This is a genomic window from Trujillonella humicola (genome assembly GCF_046233715.1).
GTDB classification, from domain to species: domain Bacteria; phylum Actinomycetota; class Actinomycetes; order Mycobacteriales; family Geodermatophilaceae; genus Trujillonella; species Trujillonella humicola.
This window is the reverse complement of sequence record NZ_JBJNRJ010000014.1, coordinates 1-16,702: the sequence shown is the minus strand read 5'-3', so window position 1 is coordinate 16,702 and position 16,702 is coordinate 1. Positions and strand designations below refer to the sequence as shown.

Annotated in this window: 14 protein-coding genes and 1 riboswitch; of the genes, 4 read left to right on the top strand and 10 right to left on the bottom strand. The window is 76.2% G+C overall.

Annotation, left to right across the window (positions count from 1 at the left end):
* Positions 1 to 113 precede the first annotated feature (113 nt).
* From ACK586_RS09780 to mtnK (ACK586_RS09770), 3 genes are read left to right on the top strand one after another with little or no spacing between them, the layout of a single operon-like run.
* On the top strand, positions 114 to 1,424 hold the full coding sequence (locus ACK586_RS09780) for an ATP-binding cassette domain-containing protein (RefSeq protein WP_409330284.1): 1,311 nt from the start codon (positions 114 to 116) through the stop codon (positions 1,422 to 1,424).
* The gene (locus ACK586_RS09775; protein WP_409330283.1) at positions 1,421 to 2,497 is read left to right on the top strand and encodes an ABC transporter permease; all 1,077 of its coding nucleotides are present in this window, start codon (positions 1,421 to 1,423) and stop codon (positions 2,495 to 2,497) included. Before ACK586_RS09780 ends, ACK586_RS09775 begins: the two co-directional genes overlap by 4 nt.
* Entirely contained in the window at positions 2,494 to 3,753 is a 1,260-nt protein-coding gene (gene mtnK, locus ACK586_RS09770) for an S-methyl-5-thioribose kinase (RefSeq protein ID WP_409330282.1), read from the top strand. Before ACK586_RS09775 ends, mtnK (ACK586_RS09770) begins: the two co-directional genes overlap by 4 nt.
* A 170-nt stretch (positions 3,754 to 3,923) precedes the next feature.
* Here mtnK (ACK586_RS09770) and mtnB read toward each other — a convergent pair whose 3' ends face one another.
* Genes mtnB through ACK586_RS09725 form a run of 9 tightly spaced genes read right to left on the bottom strand, consistent with a single transcriptional unit; the run spans position 3,924 to position 13,314 of the window.
* On the bottom strand, positions 3,924 to 4,586 hold the full coding sequence (mtnB, locus tag ACK586_RS09765) for a methylthioribulose 1-phosphate dehydratase (protein ID WP_409330281.1): 663 nt from the start codon (positions 4,584 to 4,586) through the stop codon (positions 3,924 to 3,926).
* Positions 4,583 to 5,299 (bottom strand): acireductone synthase, encoded by a 717-nt coding sequence (gene mtnC, locus ACK586_RS09760; protein WP_409330280.1) that lies wholly within the window; start codon positions 5,297 to 5,299, stop codon positions 4,583 to 4,585. Before mtnC ends, mtnB begins: the two co-directional genes overlap by 4 nt.
* An 11-nt stretch (positions 5,300 to 5,310) precedes the next feature.
* Positions 5,311 to 6,387 (bottom strand): translation initiation factor eIF-2B alpha/beta/delta subunit family protein, encoded by a 1,077-nt coding sequence (locus ACK586_RS09755; protein ID WP_409330279.1) that lies wholly within the window; start codon positions 6,385 to 6,387, stop codon positions 5,311 to 5,313.
* Between the two features lie 51 nt (positions 6,388 to 6,438).
* Positions 6,439 to 7,629 carry an S-methyl-5-thioribose kinase gene (mtnK, locus tag ACK586_RS09750; RefSeq protein WP_409330278.1) on the bottom strand — a complete coding sequence of 397 codons (1,191 nt, stop codon included), beginning with the start codon at positions 7,627 to 7,629 and terminating at the stop codon, positions 6,439 to 6,441.
* Positions 7,626 to 8,624, bottom strand: coding sequence for a nucleoside hydrolase (locus ACK586_RS09745; protein WP_409330277.1), 999 nt, complete (start codon positions 8,622 to 8,624; stop codon positions 7,626 to 7,628). The genes mtnK (ACK586_RS09750) and ACK586_RS09745 overlap by 4 nt, the downstream gene beginning before the upstream one ends.
* Positions 8,621 to 9,580 (bottom strand): ABC transporter permease, encoded by a 960-nt coding sequence (locus ACK586_RS09740; RefSeq protein ID WP_409330276.1) that lies wholly within the window; start codon positions 9,578 to 9,580, stop codon positions 8,621 to 8,623. The genes ACK586_RS09745 and ACK586_RS09740 overlap by 4 nt, the downstream gene beginning before the upstream one ends.
* Position 9,581: 1 nt before the next feature.
* The gene (locus ACK586_RS09735) at positions 9,582 to 10,652 is read right to left on the bottom strand and encodes an ABC transporter permease (RefSeq protein WP_409330275.1); all 1,071 of its coding nucleotides are present in this window, start codon (positions 10,650 to 10,652) and stop codon (positions 9,582 to 9,584) included.
* Positions 10,649 to 12,262 (bottom strand): ABC transporter ATP-binding protein, encoded by a 1,614-nt coding sequence (locus ACK586_RS09730; protein ID WP_409330274.1) that lies wholly within the window; start codon positions 12,260 to 12,262, stop codon positions 10,649 to 10,651. The genes ACK586_RS09735 and ACK586_RS09730 overlap by 4 nt, the downstream gene beginning before the upstream one ends.
* Positions 12,259 to 13,314 (bottom strand): BMP family ABC transporter substrate-binding protein, encoded by a 1,056-nt coding sequence (locus ACK586_RS09725; protein WP_409330273.1) that lies wholly within the window; start codon positions 13,312 to 13,314, stop codon positions 12,259 to 12,261. The genes ACK586_RS09730 and ACK586_RS09725 overlap by 4 nt, the downstream gene beginning before the upstream one ends.
* Positions 13,315 to 13,414: 100 nt before the next feature.
* Positions 13,415 to 13,525: riboswitch (SAM riboswitch) on the bottom strand.
* Between the two features lie 48 nt (positions 13,526 to 13,573).
* Between ACK586_RS09725 and ACK586_RS09720 the strand changes: the two genes are divergently transcribed.
* Positions 13,574 to 14,749, top strand: coding sequence for a pyridoxal phosphate-dependent aminotransferase (locus tag ACK586_RS09720; protein WP_409330272.1), 1,176 nt, complete (start codon positions 13,574 to 13,576; stop codon positions 14,747 to 14,749).
* A gap of 96 nt (positions 14,750 to 14,845) precedes the next feature.
* On the opposite strand, the gene ACK586_RS09715 is transcribed toward ACK586_RS09720, so the two are convergent.
* Complete coding sequence (locus ACK586_RS09715) at positions 14,846 to 16,477, bottom strand: methyl-accepting chemotaxis protein (protein WP_409330271.1); 1,632 nt, start codon at positions 16,475 to 16,477, stop codon at positions 14,846 to 14,848.
* Positions 16,478 to 16,702 lie beyond the last annotated feature (225 nt).

Sequence of the window (16,702 nt, the reverse complement as noted above, 5' to 3'; positions counted from 1 at the left end):
TGTGGGGGGGGGGGGGGGGGCGGGGCGGGGGGGGGGGGGGCGGGGGGGGGGCGGGGCCGGGGGGGCGCGGCGCCCCCCCCCCCCCCCCCCCCCGCCAGGCCGGCATCGCCACGGTGCACCAGCGGGTGCACGACGGCGTGGTCCCCGGCCTGTCGGTCGCCGAGAACCTGGCGTTCGACTCCCTGGCGCACCCCGCCCGGCGCGGGCCCGGGGCCGCGCTGGTGCGCCGCCGGGAGGTCCTGGCCGCGGCGCGCGAGGCCGTCGACGTCCTGGGCCTGGGGTGGAGCGACGCGGTCCTGCGCCGCGACGTGGCCGACCTCGGCATCTCCGACGCCCAGCTGCTCGTGCTGGCCCGCGCGCTGGTCCACCGCCCCCGGCTGCTGGTCCTGGACGAGCCGACGTCGGCGCTGTCGGCCGCGGAGGCCGAGCGGCTGTTCGCCGTCGTGCACGCCCAGCGGGAGGCGGGCCTCGCCGTCCTCTACGTCTCCCACCGGCTCGGGGAGGTCGACGCGCTGGCCGACCGCGCGGTCGTGCTGCGCGAGGGCCGGGTCACCTCCGACACCCGGGCACCATTCCGCTGGGACGTGGTCCTGCCCGCGATGCTCGGCGAGCGGGCTGCGGCGCACCCGGTCGGCGCCGACGGCATCGACCCGCCGCCCCGGGAGCCGCTGCCGGCGGGGGACGTGGCGGTCCGGCTGCGCGGGGTGCGCCTGCTCACCCGCTCCCCCGCCCTCGACCTGGACCTGCACGCCGGTCAGGTGACCGGCGTCGTCGGCCTGCTCGGCGCCGGCAAGTCCGAGCTCGCGCACGGCCTGTTCGGCTCGGCCTCCTGGGTCGCCGGGACGGCGGAGCTCGACGGCCGGCCGTTCGCGCCCCGCTCCCCCGCCGCGGCGGTGCGCGCCGGCGTCCACCTGGTGCCCGAGGACCGTGCCGGCCAGGCGCTGCTGCCCGGCTGGTCGGTCGCCCGCACGCTGAGCCTGCCGTTCCTGCGCACGCTGGCGCGCGGCGGCGTGGTCGACCGCCCGGCCGAGGCGGAGCGGGCCCGCGCCGCCGTCGACCGGTTCGGGGTGGTCACCCGCAGCGAGCGCACCGACGTCGGCGAGCTGTCCGGCGGCAACCAGCAGAAGGTCGTCGTCGGCCGCTGGCTGGTGCCCGGCGTGCGGGTGCTGCTGCTCGACGAGCCGTTCCGCGGCGTGGACCTCGGCGCCCGCCGCGACATCGGCGGCCACGCCCGGGACGCCGCGCGCGCCGGCGCCGCCGTCGTCGTCCTCTCCGCCGACGTCGACGAGGTGCTGGAGGTCGCCGACCGGGTCCTCGTTCTGGTCGACGGCGCCGTCACCCTCGACGCCCCCGTCCCCGGCGTGCCGCGCGAGGCCGTCGTCACCGCCTTCTCCGCTCCGCCCCCGGGAGGGACCCCCACGTGAGCACCACCACGACGACCAGCTCGCCGCCCTCGGCGCCCCCCCGGCCGGCTCCGGGTCTGGACCTGGCCCGGGAGCTGCTGGTCCGGTACGGCTTCATCGCCGTCACCGTCGCGCTCACCGGCTGGTTCCTGCTCACCGAGCCCAACTTCCGCAGCACCGACAACCTCTACGGCCTGCTGGTGTACGCCGCCCCCACGGCGATCGCCGGCCTCGGTGTCACGATCGCCATGACCGTGGGCGGTCTGGACCTGTCGGTGGGCGCCGCCGCCGGGTTCGGGGTGTCCCTGGCCGCCTGGATGATGGTCGTGCAGAACCAGGTGGGCGGGGTGGCCATCGGCGTCGTGCTGCTGGGCGGCGCGGTGATCGGCCTGCTCAACGCCGTCCTGGTGGTGTGGGCGCGCATCCCCGACCTGCTGGCCACCCTCACCACCATGTTCGCCGTCATGGGCCTGAAGCTGGTGCTCGTCGACGGGCGGTCGATCTCCTCGCGGATGACGCTGGAGGACGGCACCACGGCTCCGGGGCGGTTCACCGAGGACTTCCTCTGGCTGGCCCGCGGCGACATCGGGCCGGTGCCCGTGCCCGCGGTCGTCCTGGCACTGGTCGCCGTCGCGGTGTGGTTCCTCCTGGAGCGGACCCGCTACGGCCGGCTGCTCTACGCCGTCGGCGCCAACGCCGAGGCCGCGCGCCTGGCCGGCGTGCCCGTCGGCCTCTACCGCAGCGCCGCCTACGTGCTGTCCGGGGTGCTCGCCTCCGTCGCCGGCCTGCTGCTGGCCGCCCGCATCGGGCAGGGCGACGTCACGGCCGGCAACTCCCTGCTGCTGGACGCCGTCGCGGTGGCCCTGGTGGGCACCTCGGTGCTGGGCCGCAACGTGCCCAACGCCTGGGGAACCGTGCTCGGTGCGGTCCTCGTCTCGGTCATGGTCGTCGGCTTCAGCATGAAGGGCCTGCCGTACTACGTGCAGGACGTCGCCAAGGGGGCGGTGCTGCTCGTGGCCCTGCTGTTCAGCTACACGCTGTCCCGCCGGCGCACGGCGCTGCCGGGCCAGCCCGCCGCCGGAGGTGCCGGGTGACCGGGTCCGCGCCGCGCCCGTCGCCCGCGGGCCTCGCGCCCGGCGAGCTGCTCACCGTCGAGACGGTGCCCGGCTACCTGGCGTCCGTGCCGGCGCTGGCCCGGGCCGTCGACCCGGCCGCGCTGGCGAGCGTGGTCGAGGTCGGGGACGGGAACCTCAACCTGGTCTTCGTCGTCGCCGACACCGCCGGGCGGTCGCTGGTGCTCAAGCAGTCGCTGCCGCACGTGCGCACCGACCCCGGCTGGCCGATGACCCGCGAGCGGTCGGCCCGCGAGGCGCGCATCCTCGCCGCGCACCGCGCCGTGGACCCCGACCACGTGCCCGAGCTGCTGCACTTCGACCCCGACGGCGTCGTGCTGGCCCTCGAGGACCTCTCCGACCACGTCGTCTGGCGCACCGCCCTCGACCGCGGCGAGCTGCACGCCGAGGCCGCCACCGACCTCGGCGTCTACGCCGCCCGCGCCGGGTTCGGGACCTCGGTGCTCGCGCTGGGCACGGCCGGGCACAAGGCGGCGGTGGCGGCGGCGATGAACCCCGAGCTCTCGGAGGTCACCGAGGACCTGGTGCTCACCGAGCCGTTCGTCGAGCACCCGCACAACGCCGTCCTCCCGGCCAACGAGGCCGACGTCGCCGCACTGGCCGGCGACCCCGGGGTGCAGGCCGCCGTCGGCCGCGCGAAGTGGGCGTTCATGACCCGCGCGGAGGTGCTGCTGCACGGCGACCTGCACACCGGGTCGGTGTTCGTGCGCGCCGCGGCCGGGGAGGTGCCGCGCTCGACCCGCGCCTTCGACGCCGAGTTCGGCGCCTACGGCCCGCTGGGCTTCGACGTCGGCATGCTGTGGGGGAACCTCGTGCTCGCCGCCGCCCGCGCGGTCGCGCTGGGCGAGGACGAGCGGGCCGCCCGGCTGCTGGAGCTGCCGGCCGCCACGTGGACGGCGTTCGAGGCCGAGTGGCGGCGGCTGTGGCCGACCCGCACCGACCCGCGCGTGTACGGCGACGCCGTGCTGGCCGAGCTGATGGCCCGGGCCCGGGCCGACGCCACCGCCTACGCCGGCGCGGAGGCCGCCCGCCGGGTCATCGGCTTCGCGAAGGTGAGCGACGTCCAGACCCTGCCGGAGGAGCTGCGCGAGGGCGCCGTGCGCGGCGCGCTGCGGGCAGCCCGGGAGCTGCTGCTGGCCGCCGACCGCGGGCGGACCGACCCGGCGGCCCTCTCCGCGGTCACCGGCGAGCTGCTGCTGGCGACGACCACCCGCTGAGCCCGCGGCGCGGCGGCGCGGGCCCGGACGCCGGCTCCACGCGGCGGCAGTGCCGCGGTGCGGCGCCCGGTGCCGCGGTGCAGCGCGGCACCGGCGGCGCCACCGCGGCAGTCAGGAGCGGGGCGCCGCCGGCGTCCGGCGCCGGGGCCGTTCCACGTGGAACGGTCGCGTCAGCGGGTGCCGACCGAGCCCCCGGGCCGGGTCTCGGTGGCGAACTGCATGAGGAACTCGACGATCTCGGTGTGGTGGCGGGCCTGCTTCAGGTCCCGGCCCCAGGCGTACATGCCGTGCCGGGCGACGATGAACGCCGGCACCTGACCGTCCCACGCCGGCTCCCAGGCCGCGGCGATCTCGGACATGTCCTGGCTGTTGGGGACGACGGGGATGGTCACCGTCTCGTCGTGGGCCCTGCGGCCGATGCCCTTGAGCATCTCCAGGTCGCGCAGCGGCAGGCCCTCGGGGTACCAGTGGCCGGCCAGCACGGCGGACATGCAGTGCACGTGCACGATCGCGTCGGCACCGGCGTGGGCCGCGATCCGGGCGTGCAGTGCCGCCTCGGCCGAGGGCGGCAGGTCGGGGTTCGGCTGGTCGGGGACGGCGAGCCCGTGCCCGTCGACCACCACGACGTCCCCGCTGGTCAGCTCGCCCTTGTCCAGGCCGCTGACCGTCACGGCCAGCCGCAGCGGGTCGCGGGTGAGCACCACCGAGAGGTTGCCGGAGGTGCCCCGCATCCAGCCCATGGAGGCGAAGCGGGCCGACTCGGCGGCCAGGGCCCGGCCGGCCGCCTCCAGCGCACTCCGGGGGATGCCGCCGGCCTGCACCAGACCGCTCATGCCGGCACCACGTCCAGCTCGGTGAACTCGGCGATCACCGGCAGGTCGCCGAAGTCCGCACCGGCGTTCGGCTCGCCCTCGCGCCGCACGCCGACGACCTGCCAGCCGGCCTCGCGGGCGGCGACGAGCTCGGCGGGCAGGTCGGAGAGGAACAGCAGCCGGCCCGGCTCGTCCCCGAGGGCGGTGGCGATCGCGTCGTAGGAGGCCGCCTCCCGCTTGGGGCCGGCCTTCACCGTGTCGAAGTAGTCGGTGATCAGCGGGGTGAGGTCGCCGGCGGGGGCGTGCCGGAACCACGGCACCTGGCTGGCCACCGAGCCGGAGGAGAACACCGCCAGCCGCACACCGCGCGCGTGCCAGGCCTGCAGCCGCGGGACGACGTCGGGGAAGAAGTGCGAGGAGAGCTCGCCGGCGGCGTACCCGGCGGCCCAGATCTGGCCCTGCAGCGTCTTCAGCGGGGTGGCCTTGACGTCGTCGTCCATCCAGCCGTGCAGCACCCGGACCACCTCGTCGGTGCCCGCGTCGGCCGGCAGCCCGCCGTCGGCCCGGGTCTGCGCGACCGCCCCGGCCACGTCGGGGTCGTCGGCGTGCGCGTCGATCCACGGACCCAGCCGCGGCCGGGCGTGGTCGTAGAGCGTGCCGTGGACGTACCCGGCGGCGCCGGTCGTCCCCTCGATGTCGAGGACGACGGTGTGCGCGCTCAGGCTCAGGGTCACGGGAGCCCAGCCTACCGAGCGGCCGCGTCGGCCCCGGCGGCCGGCGCCGCGTGGTACTCGGCCACCCGGCCAGGCTCGAACACGCCGCGGTCGGTCGCGATCCGGGTGACGAACTCGGGCGGGGTGACGTCGAAGGCCGGGTAGTGCCCGCGCTGGACCAGGGGGGAGGCCGACCGGACGCCGAGCACCGACAGCACCTCCTCGCCGTCGCGCTCCTCGATCTCCACGTCGGCACCGGTGGGCGCCTGCGGGTCGGGGGCCTGCACCATCGCGTAGAACGGCACGCCGAACGCGCGCGCGGCGACCGCGTGGCCGAGGGTGCCGACCTTGTTGATCACGTGGCCGTCCATGGTGACCCGGTCGGCGGCGGTGACCAGCGCGTCGACCCGGCCGAGCGTCGAGGTCGGGGCCAGCACCGCGGCGGCCATCCCGTCGGTGATCAGCGCGACCTCCTGGCCCATCTCGACCAGCGTGTGCGCGGTCAGCCGGGCCCCCTGCAGGTAGGGCCGGGTCTCGGTGGCCACCCACGTGTAGCGGCGCCCCGCGGCGTGCGCGGCCCGGACGAGCTCGATCAGGTAGGCGTCGGCCCAGCAGTGGGTGAGCACCCGGGCGCCGTCGGGCACCAGGGCGGCCGTGTGGGCGGCCATGGCGGCGCTGCGGGCCCGGTACCCGGCGTCCAGGGCCGCGGCGCCGGCCGCGACGGCCTCCTCCAGCTCGCGGCCGGTGCGGGCGCCGGCCACCTCGGGCCGGGCCAGCAGGTCGGCGACGGCGTCGCGCACCGCGTTGTTCGTCGGCCGGGCGCCGGTGAGCGCCGAGCCCGCGCGCAGCAGCGCGGCCCGCGCCTCGTCGACCGGCCGGCCGGCGTGCTGGCGGGCGTCCAGCGCCATGCCGGCCAGCGCGGCGTAGAAGGGGCCCGAGCTCTGGGTGACCATCGCGCGGATCGCCTCGGCCACCTCGACGGCGTCGCGGGCCAGCACCCACTCCTCGCGGGCCGGGAACACGCGGCGGTCGAGGATGCGGACGCCGTCGTCGGTCAGCCGGACGCTGTCGTCGAGGACCGGGCGCGGCAGGGTGGAGGAGGCGGTCACGGCTCCATCCTCCCCCGTCGGCGCGCAGCACCGTGCCCCGCCCGGGGACCGTCAGCGCGCGGTGACCAGCGCCGCGACCGCCGCGGGGTCGGGGGCCCCGGCGGCGTCGCGGAAGACCGGCCGGTCCAGCAGCAGCGCCCGGGCCGCGTGCAGCACCACCGCGCTGGCCGGGCCGGGATCGGGCAGCGTCTCCAGGTCCGCCGCGTGCGAGTAGCCGGCCACCCGGCGCACCATCTCGATCGCGGCGAAGCCGAGGGTGTCGTCCCACACCGACGCGAGCTGCCGGGTCAGCCAGCCCTCGTCGAGGAAGGCGTCGACCCGGCCGGGCCACTCCGCGCGCCAGGCCGCCGTGAAGGCGCTCCACAGCACCCCGGCCTGCCCCGCGCGGTCGGCGGCCTCGGCGGCGTCCCCGAGCGCCGCGCTGCGGGCCGCGGCGACCAGCGCGTTGGCCAGGTACAGCCCGAGGTCCAGCCCGATCGGGCCGACGACGGCGAACTCCGGGTCGATCACCCGGACCACCGCGGCGCCGTCCCGGTGCCCCACCATCACGCTGCCCGAGTGCAGGTCGCCGTGCACCAGCGCCTCGCAGCGGGAGCCGAACGCCGCCCGCAGCAGCGAGACCTCGGTGCGCACCGCCGGGTCGGCGCGCAGGTCGGCCACCTCGGCGTCGATCAGCGGGTGGTTGCTGTTGTGCTCGTGCACCGTCAGCGGCTCCGACAGCAAGTAGCGCTCGGTGACCGCGGCGAGCACCGGGTTGACCGACGCGGCCAGCAGCGCCGCCCGGTCGGCGGCCGACGCGCCGGCCACGCTCGTGGCGAAGGTGACCCGGCCGACGAGCTCGCCGACCTGCCGGGAGGTGTCGCCGAACGAGGCGCCGGCGGTCAGCGCGGCGCGGAGCACGGTCAGGTCGGAGAGGTCCTCCATCGTGAAGGCGAACCGCTCGGGGTCGACGTCCACGACGGCCGGGGTCTGCTCGGGCGCGAACCGGGCGAAGGTGGCCAGCGCCCGCGCCTCGACCATCGCCCGCTCCGGGCTCATCGGCACCGACGGGCCCAGCGCGCGGATCCACGGCGGCGCCTGCTTGACCGCGAGCGAGCGCCCCCCGCCGTCCGGGACGGCCACGAAGACCCGGTTCATGTTCCCGTCGCCGACCTCGCGGACGGTGCCGGTGCTGCCGGCCGGCACGAGGCCGCGGCCGGCCAGGTAGGCCCAGACGTCGCCGGGCTCGAGCACGGTGCTCATCGCGCCGCCCCCCGCGTGCCCGCCAGGACGCCGACGAAGTCGGCGAGGAAGCCGGCGACGTCGACGCCGGTGACCACGGTCGTGGCCGGAGCGGTGCGCGCCTCCTCCTGCGCGAACGGCACGGGCAGCCCGTCGGCGGTCTGCAGCAGGTGGGCCCGGGAGAGCAGCCCGTCCGGGACGACGGCGACCGGGCCGGCCACCGCGCCGGTGATCCAGCGGGGCTCGACGAGCAGCCCGGCGGCCAGGCCGTCCCAGGCCGGGGACACCCGCCGTCCCCAGGCGTACTGGTAGAAGTCCATGTAGGACTCCAGGGCCGCGGCGCAGAACTCCCCCACCGGCGTGCCGCTGCGGTGCAGCACCTGCACGGCCGACTCGTCGACGATCGTCTGCCCGCCCACGTTGACCCCGACCATGACCAGGTCGCTGCGCGGGGCCGCGAACACCGCGCGGGCCGCGGCCGGGTCGTTGGCGACGTTGGCGTCGACGGTCTGGGTGACCCCCAGCGGCGGGAACGGCCCGGACCCGCCCATCAGCACCGTGGACCGGAACTTGGTGAGCACCAGCGGGTCGAGCTCCAGCGCCAGCGCGACGTTGCTCAGCGGCCCGAGGGGCAGCAGATCGTACTCCCCCGGTGCGGAGTTCGCGAGCTCCACCAGGTACTCCGCCGAGCTCGGCCCGACGACGTCCGGTGCCTTGCGGTCCAGGCCGAGGTCGCCCATGCCGTCGTCCCCGTGCACGTAGGGCGCCAGGTGCGCCGGGCGGCCGTCCACCGGCCCGGCGGCGCCCGCGGCGACCGGGACGTCGCCCAGCCCGGCCAGGCGCATGACGTACTCGATGTTGAGCAGCGCGTCGTCGACCGAGCAGTTGCCGAACACCGAGGTGACCGCGCTGATCTCGGCGTCGGCGCGGCCTGCCAGCCACAGCAGGGCCAGGGCGTCGTCGATGCCGGTGTCGGTGTCGACGACGACCCGGCGGGGGGCTGCGGGGGTGGTCATCGGGTCTCCTCGGGGTGGACGACGGCCTCGGGGTGGGCGGCGCTCTCCGCGGCGAGGGGGTCGGCGGCGCGCAGCCGGCGGCGCACCCGGACCCGGGAGAGCACGAGCACCACGAGGGTGACCAGGTACGGGGCGGCGTCGGTGAGCTGCTGGGGCAGGCCCAGGCCCTGCAGCCGGAAGCCCCAGGCCTCGGCGGCGCCGAACAGCAGGCAGGCGCCGAGCACCCACAGCGGCCGGTTGACCGCGAGCATCACCGCGGCGACGGCGACCCAGCCGCGGCCGGCGGTCATGTTCTCGGTGAAGGCGGTGACCGTGCCCAGGGACAACTGCGCCCCGCCGAGCCCGCACAGCGCGCCGGCGACCACCACGGTGGCCGCCTGGTACCGGGTCACGGGGACGCCGAGGCTGGTGGCCGCCTCCGGGTGCTCCCCCACCCCGCGCAACCGCAGGCCCACCGACGTCCGCGACAGCCACAGCGACAGGGCGACCGCGAGCACGACCGCCAGCGGCACGAGGACGGTGGCCCGGCCGAACACGTCGCCGAGCACCGGCACGCCGTCCAGGACGTCGAGGTCGGGCAGCCCCTGCAGGCCCTGCGGCGCGAAGGTGCCGGTGGCACCCAGCGCCTCGCGCATGACGAAGCCGGTGGCACCCAGCGCCAGCAGGTTCATGCCGACGGCGACGATGATCGGGTCGGCCCGCCAGCTGACGGCGCCCAGGGCGAGCACCAGGCTGAACACCGCGCTGGAGACGACGGCGGCGAGCACGCCGAGCCAGGCGCTGCCGCTCCACCAGCTCACCGCGACCGCGGTGAAGGCGCCCCACAGCAGCTGCCCCTCGAGCGCGATGTTGAAGACGCCGGCCCGGCCGCACAGCGCCCCGCCGAGCGCGGCGTAGAGCACCGGCGCCGTCGAGGTCAGGACGGCGGCGACGAACGCCAGGGTGAACACGTCCACGTCAGGCCCTCCCCCCGGCCGCGCGGCGGGCGCGGGCGGCCAGCCAGCGCCCGGCCAGCACCCGCAGCGCCAGCACGAGGATGACGACGGCCTGCAGGACCTGGCCGAGCTGGCGCGGCACGTCGACGTCGCGCTCCATGCCCGCCGCACCCACGGACAGGATCGTGAACAGCGCCGCCGTGAGTGGCAGCAGCGCCGGCCGGCCCCCGGCCAGCAGCGCGGCGGCCACGCCGGCGAAGGTGTAGCCGGGAGCGGTCAGCGCTCCGTCGATGAAGCGGTACGGCTGGCTCATCACGATCACCGCGCCGGCCAGGCCGGCCACCGCGCCGGCCGACCCCAGCGCGCCCAGGGTCAGCCGCGGCACCGAGAGCCCCCCGTAGGCCGCGAACCCGCGGTTGGCGCCGGCCACCCGGATCTCGTAGCCGGCCGGGGTGCGGGCGTCGACGTACACGGCCACCAGGAGGACGGCGACCACGAGCACCAGCCCGGCGTTGGTGTAGGTCATGCCGGGGAAGGCCGGCAGGTGCGCCGCGTCGGGCAGCCGCTCGGTCTGCGGCACCGGCGACCCCTGCTGGGCCATCGGGTAGCGGACCAGGTAGGAGGTCAGGGCCACCATCGGCGTGCTGAGCAGCAACGTCGAGATGATGACCGGCACGCCGGCGCGGGTCGACAGCGGCGCGGACACCGAGGCCAGCGCCCCGCCGGCCAGCATCCCGGCGACCACGCACAGCGGCAGCAGCAGCGCGGCCGGCCCGGGCACGAACAGGGCGACGGCGGCCGCCGCGATCCCGCCGGCCACCAGCTGCCCGTCGCCGCCGAGGTTGTACTCGCCCATCCGCGCCGGGATCGCGAAGGCCAGCGACATCGCGAGGATGGCGGTGAACCCGGCGACGGCGAAGTCGATGTTGCTGACGCTCAGGGCGCCGCGGACCATCGCGTCGTACCCGCGCAGCGGGTCGACCCCGGCCGCGAGCATGACCACCGCGCCGACCAGCAGGGCCACCCCGACGGCCCCGAGCGGGACCAGGGCGGCCGGGGCCTGCAGCCGCAGCCGCTGCGCCAGCGCGGTCACGTCGTCCCTCCCCCGGCGGCCGTCGCGCCGGCCGCCGCCCCCGCCCTGCTGTGCACCATCGCCGCGCCGAGCGCCTCCTCGGTGGCCTCCGCGGCGTCGAGCTCCGCCGTCACCGCGCCGTCCAGCATCACCAGGACCCGGTCGGCCAGCGCGCGCAGCTCGCTGATCTCGTAGGAGACCAGCAGCACCGCACCGCCCCGGGCGCGGTAGTCCAGCAGCAGCCGGTGGATCTCCTCCCCCGCGCCGACGTCCACCCCCTGGGTCGGCTGCTCCACCACGAGCAGCGGCGCCTCGTGGTGCAGCTCGCGGGCGAGCACCACCTTCTGGGCGTTGCCGCCCGACAGCGAGCTCAGCGGCACGGCGGTGCCGGCGGTCTTGACGCCCAGCCGGGCGACCAGGTCGGCGGCCTGGCTGCGCAGCGCCCGGGGGGAGAGCCGGCCGCGGCGGCCGATCGGGGCGCTGCGGTGGTGGCCCAGGGCCAGGTTGTCGGCCACCGACAGCGCCGCGGCGGTACCGACGCCGGGGCGGTCCTCGGGCACGTAGGCGATGCCCAGCCGGCGCCGCTCCCGCACGCCCGTGCCGGCCAGGTCGCGGCCGCGCAGCCGCACCGTGCCGGCCTGCGGGGTGCGCAGGCCGACCACGGACTCCACGAGCTCGCGCTGGCCGTTGCCGGAGACGCCGGCGATGCCGACGACCTCCCCGGAGCGCACCTGCAGCGAGACGTCCTGCACGCGGCTGGCGCCGGGCGCGGCCGGCATCCGCAGGCCGGTCACCTCGAGCACCGGGTCGCCGGTCACCGCCCCGCGCGGATTGACCGCCGGCACCAGGCCGCGGCCGATCATCGCCTCGACGATCTCCCCGGCGGTGGTCCGCGCGGTGGTCAGCCGCGCGGTCACGGCTCCGTCGCGCAGCACGGTGACCCGGTCGGTGGCCTCGAGCACCTCGCGGACCTTGTGGGTGACCAGGGCGACCGTCGTCCCCTGCGCGGCCATCCGCCGGACCACGGCGAACAGCGAGTCCACCTCGCCGGGGGTGAGCACGGCGGTCGGCTCGTCGAGGATGAGCACCTCGGCCTGCCGGTGCAGCGCCTTGAGGATCTCCACCCGCTGGCGGACGCCGAGCGGGAGGGTGTCGACGCGGGCGGCGGGGTCGACGTCCAGGCCGATGCGGGCCGACAGCTCCGCCACCCGGCGCTCGGCGGCCCGCCGGTCCAGGACGCCGAAGCGCCGGGGCTCGGCGCGGTAGACGACGTTCTCGGCCACGCTGAGCGAGCCGAACAGCCGGAAGTGCTGGTGCACCATGCCCAGCCCCGCGGCGATGGCGTCCAGCGGCGAGGACAGCCGCACCTCGCGGCCGTCGCGCAGCACCTGCCCGGCGTCGGGCCGGTGCAGGCCGTAGAGCACCGACATCAGGGTGGACTTGCCGGCCCCGTTCTCGCCCACCACGGCGTGCACCGTGCCGCGCTCGAGGACGAGGTCCACGCCGTCGACGGCGACGACCGGGCCGAACCGCTTGGTGATGCCGCGCAGCTCGGCCGCGGGGGGAGCCCCCGCGGCCGAGCCGTCGTGCGCACCCGGGTCGGTCGTGCCCGGGTCGGTCGTGCCGGTCATCCAGCGGCCGGGTCGTCCACGGTGATCGTGCCGTCGATGATCTGCTGCCGGACGTCCTGCAGCTGCTCGACGATCTCCGGCCGGTCGGCGATGAGGCAGCCGGACCCGGCGAGGTCGTCGGAGAAGGCGGTCAGGCCCACGCCGTCCTCGGCCAGGCCGTAGATCTGGTAGCCGCCGGTCTCGTCCTCGAGGATGTTGCGCACCGACTCGGCGAGCGCGACGTCGACGTTCTTCAGCACGTTGTCCACGACCTGGCCCGGGGCCGAGCCGCACTCGTTGACGTCGACGCCGTAGGCCTGGAAGCCGCCGGCCGCGGCGACCTCGAAGGCCCCGACGTTGCTGCCCGAGGCGGCCAGCAGCACCTGGTCGGCCCCGCCGTCGGCGAGGACCTGGGCCTGGGCGCCGCCGCGGGCGGGGTCACCGAAGGGGTTGTCGCCGCCGACGAACAGCGGGGTGGAGGTCACCTGCGGGTTGACGCTCTGCGCGCCGGCGAGGAACGGGTCGACCCAGCGGCGGATGAACGGCGTGTCCAGCGCCGCGACGACGCCGATCCGGTCGGTCTCGGTGAGCAGCCCGGCCTCGACGCCGGCGAGGTAGGCGGCCTCGTGCTCGCGGAAGGCGGCGCAGGTGACGTTCTCCGGCTGCGGGTCCGGGCAGCCGTCGACCAGCAGGAACTGCTGGTCGGGGTTGTCCGCGGGCACCGTCGCGAAGGCGTCCTCCAGCGAGAAGGTGAGGCCGACGATGATGTCGGGCTGCTCGCGGACGGCGGCCTCGACGTTCTGCTGGATCGACGTCGGGTCGTTGCTCTCGAAGACCCGGAGGTCGAGCCCCTCCTCCTCGGCGACGCGCTCGGCGCCCTCGATGGCGAGCTCGAGGAAGTTGTTGCCCCCGACCGGGTTCGGCGTGATCACGATGACGGAGCCGGCGGAGTCCCCGCCGTCCCCGCCACCCCCACCACCGGAGTCGCTGTCGGCGCACGCGGTGAGGCCGGCGAGGGCCACGAGGGCGACGGCGGGCAGCCGGCCCCTGCGGCGGCTGTGGACGAGGGTCATGGTTCTCCCTGGGAGCGGGCGCACCGGCGTGCGCGGTCGGTCGGCGCGACACCGTGCCGGTCCGGTGCGGAGGCGAGCGGCCTCGGGACCACCGGCGACCTCCTCGTCCTTACCGGGACACGGTGTCCAGGTCTGGTCGTCACCCGGAGCACCCCGCGACGGAGAGGGTTGCCGGCCAGCGAGCCGGGGCTTGACGCTGGCGCTCAGGACCGCCAGGGAGTCTAGGTCACCGCCGGGCGGGCCTGGGAGACTGGCCGCCGTGACCCTGCCGCGCGCCGCGCTGACCGAGCGCATGCAGCCCTTCGCCACCACGGTGTTCGCCGAGATGTCGGCGCTGGCGGTGCGCACCGGGGCGGTCAACCTGGGGCAGGGGTTCCCGGACACCGACGGGCCGGCCTCGCTGCTGGAGGACGCCGTCGCGGCCATCCGCGGCGGCGCGAACCAGTACCCGCCCGGGCCCGGGGTGCCGGCGCTGCGCGAGGCCGTGGCCGCCCACCAGGCGCGCTTCCGCGGCCTGCGGGTCGACCCGGACGACGTCCTGGTGACCGTCGGGGCCACCGAGGCGATCGCGGCCGCGGTGCTGGCGCTCACCACGCCGGGCGACGAGGTGGTCACCTTCGAGCCGTACTTCGACAGCTACGCCGCGACCATCGCCCTCGCCGGTGCCACGCGCCGCACCGTCGTCCTGCGCTCGCCGGACTTCGCGGTCGACGAGGCGGCGCTGCGGGCGGCGTTCACCCCGCGCACCCGCGTCGTCCTGCTCAACAGCCCGCACAACCCCACCGGCAAGGTCTTCACCCGGGCCGAGCTGGAACTGGTCGCCCGGCTGGCCGCCGAGCACGACGCGGTCGTGGTGTCCGACGAGGTCTACGAGCACATGACCTACGGCGTCGCGCACCTGCCGATCGCGTCGCTGCCGGGGATGGCCGAGCGGACGCTGACCATCAGCTCCGCGGGCAAGACGTTCTCGGTGACCGGCTGGAAGGTCGGCTGGGTGCACGGGCCCACCGAGCTGGTGGCCGCCGTGCGGGCGGTCAAGCAGTTCCTCACCTTCGTGGGCAGCGGCCCGTTCCAGCCGGCGGTGGCGCGGGCGCTGGCCCTGCCCGACGAGTACTTCGACGGCCTGCGGGCCGACCTGACGCGCAAGCGGGACCTGCTCGTGGCCGGCCTGGAGGCCGCCGGCTTCGCCGTCAACCGGCCAGACGGCACGTACTTCGTGACCGCCGACGCCGCGCCGCTGGGCTACACCGACTCGATGGCGCTGTGCTGGGACCTGCCGCAGCTGGCCGGGGTGGTCGCGGTGCCCGTGCGGGTCTTCCACGACGACCAGGACGCCGCGCCGTCGCTGGTGCGCTTCGCGTTCTGCAAGAAGGACGACGTGCTCGGCGAGGCGGCCGAGCGGCTGGCCGGTCTCGGCGCCCGCCTGGCCCGCTGACGGCCGGCCCCGGCTCCCCCGGCGAGATCTGCACAGTGGACGCCATCAGCGGCCGATGGTGACGAGTGTGCAGATCTCGCCGAGGGAGGACCCTCCTCAGTAGCTGAAGCGGCCCACCGTGGTGCGCAGGTCCGCGGCCATCCGGGACAGCTCGTCGACCGCGGTCCGGGTCTGGGTCAGCGCCTGCGTCGTGGACTCCGCCGCCGTCGACACCCCGGTGATGTTGTCGGCGATCTGACCCGACCCCTGCGCCGCCTCGCTCACCGACCGCGCCATCTCGTTCGTCGTCGCCGTCTGCTCCTCCACCGCCGAGGCGATCGTGGTCTGCCGGTCGGCGATCTGCGCCACGATCGAGCTGATCTGCCCGATCGCGGCCACCGCCGCCGTCGTGTCGCCCTGGATCGCCTGCACCCGCCGCGCGATGTCCTCGGTCGCCTTCGCCGTCTCCTGCGCCAACTCCTTCACCTCGTTGGCCACCACCGCGAACCCCTTGCCCGCCTCACCGGCCCGCGCCGCCTCGATCGTGGCATTCAGCGCCAGCAGGTTCGTCTGCTCCGCGATCGACGTGATCACCTTCACCACGTTGCCGATCTCCGCCGAGGACTCCCCCAGCTTCGCCACCGTCGCCGTCGTCGTCTCCGCGGCAGCGACGGCGCGCCCGGCGACCTCGGACGCCTCGGCGGCGTTGCTCGCGATCTCCCGGATCGAGGCACCCATCTGCTCCGCGCCCGCGGCCACCGTCTGCACGCTGCGCGACACCTCATCGGCCGCACCGGCCACCACCCCCGACTGCGCCGAGGTCTCCTCCGCCGACGCCGAGATCTGCGCCGAGGACGCCGACAACTCCTCCGACGACGCCGCCACCGCATCCGCCGCACCCACCACCGTCGCCATCACGCCGCGCAGGGAGTCCAGCGCCTGGTCGAGCGCGGCCGCCGTGCGGCCGACCTCGTCGTCCCGGCTGACCCCGGTGGAGCGGGTCAGGTCGCCGGCGGCGAGGGCACCGGCCACCTCCGACACCGCCGTCAGCGGCCGGACGATGCGCCGAGCCACGACGAGCGACAGCCCCAGCGCGAGCAGGGCACCCAGCGCGATGGCGACGAGCATGGTCCAGCGGGTGCGGCTCTCCTGCGCCTCTGCCGCCGCCGAGGCTGCCGCCACACGCTCGGTCAGGGACTCCTTCAGCCCCTGGGTGAGCTCGATGATCCCGAAGTAGACGTCGTAGCCGTCGCCGAGGATGAGCGCGTCGGCCGCGTCGACCGCCTCGGGCGCGCCCTGGGCGTAGAGGGCCGCGACCTGCTGGTCGATGGCCGCGAACCGGTCCCACTCCCCGCGGATGCGGTCGTAGTCGGCCGCCTCGCCGGCGTCCAGGTGCTCGGTCGGCATGGCCGCGAGTTCCTCGCGCAGGTCCGCGGACACGTCCAGGAAGCCGGCCCGGTTGCCGCTGTCCGGGGCGACGGCCTGCGCCGGCCCGACACGGCGCGCGTCCCAGGCGTAGGCCACCTGCCAGCCGCTGACGTCGGCGTTGAAGTACTCCATCCGTTGGACGTGCCCCAGGGCGTCGTTCAGGTCGGCCACGTGCTCCCGCGCCCCGGCGGCCGCGTCGAGGCCGGAGAGGGCGAGGCCGCCGACGGCGACGGCCGCCGCCATGCCCGTCGCCCCGACGGCCAGGATCGAGCCACGGACACCCAAGGTCCGGCGCCGCCGGTCCGCACTGCGCTCTGTCATGTCCGCCGTTCCTGGATCAGTGGTGCGAATGGGATACGAGGGACAGAGTGGGCCATTTCGGACGACCGGTCGCCCGAATGTCGGCGCGTGTCGGACGGCTCCCGGAGAAAGGCCGGCCACCGCATTCCCCGGGTCGACATGGCGCCATTCCTGATCCCGCCGTCCGGGCTCGGGAACGGCGAGGGCGCGGGACCGGTCGCCGGTCCCGTGGGGGCCCGTGCAGGC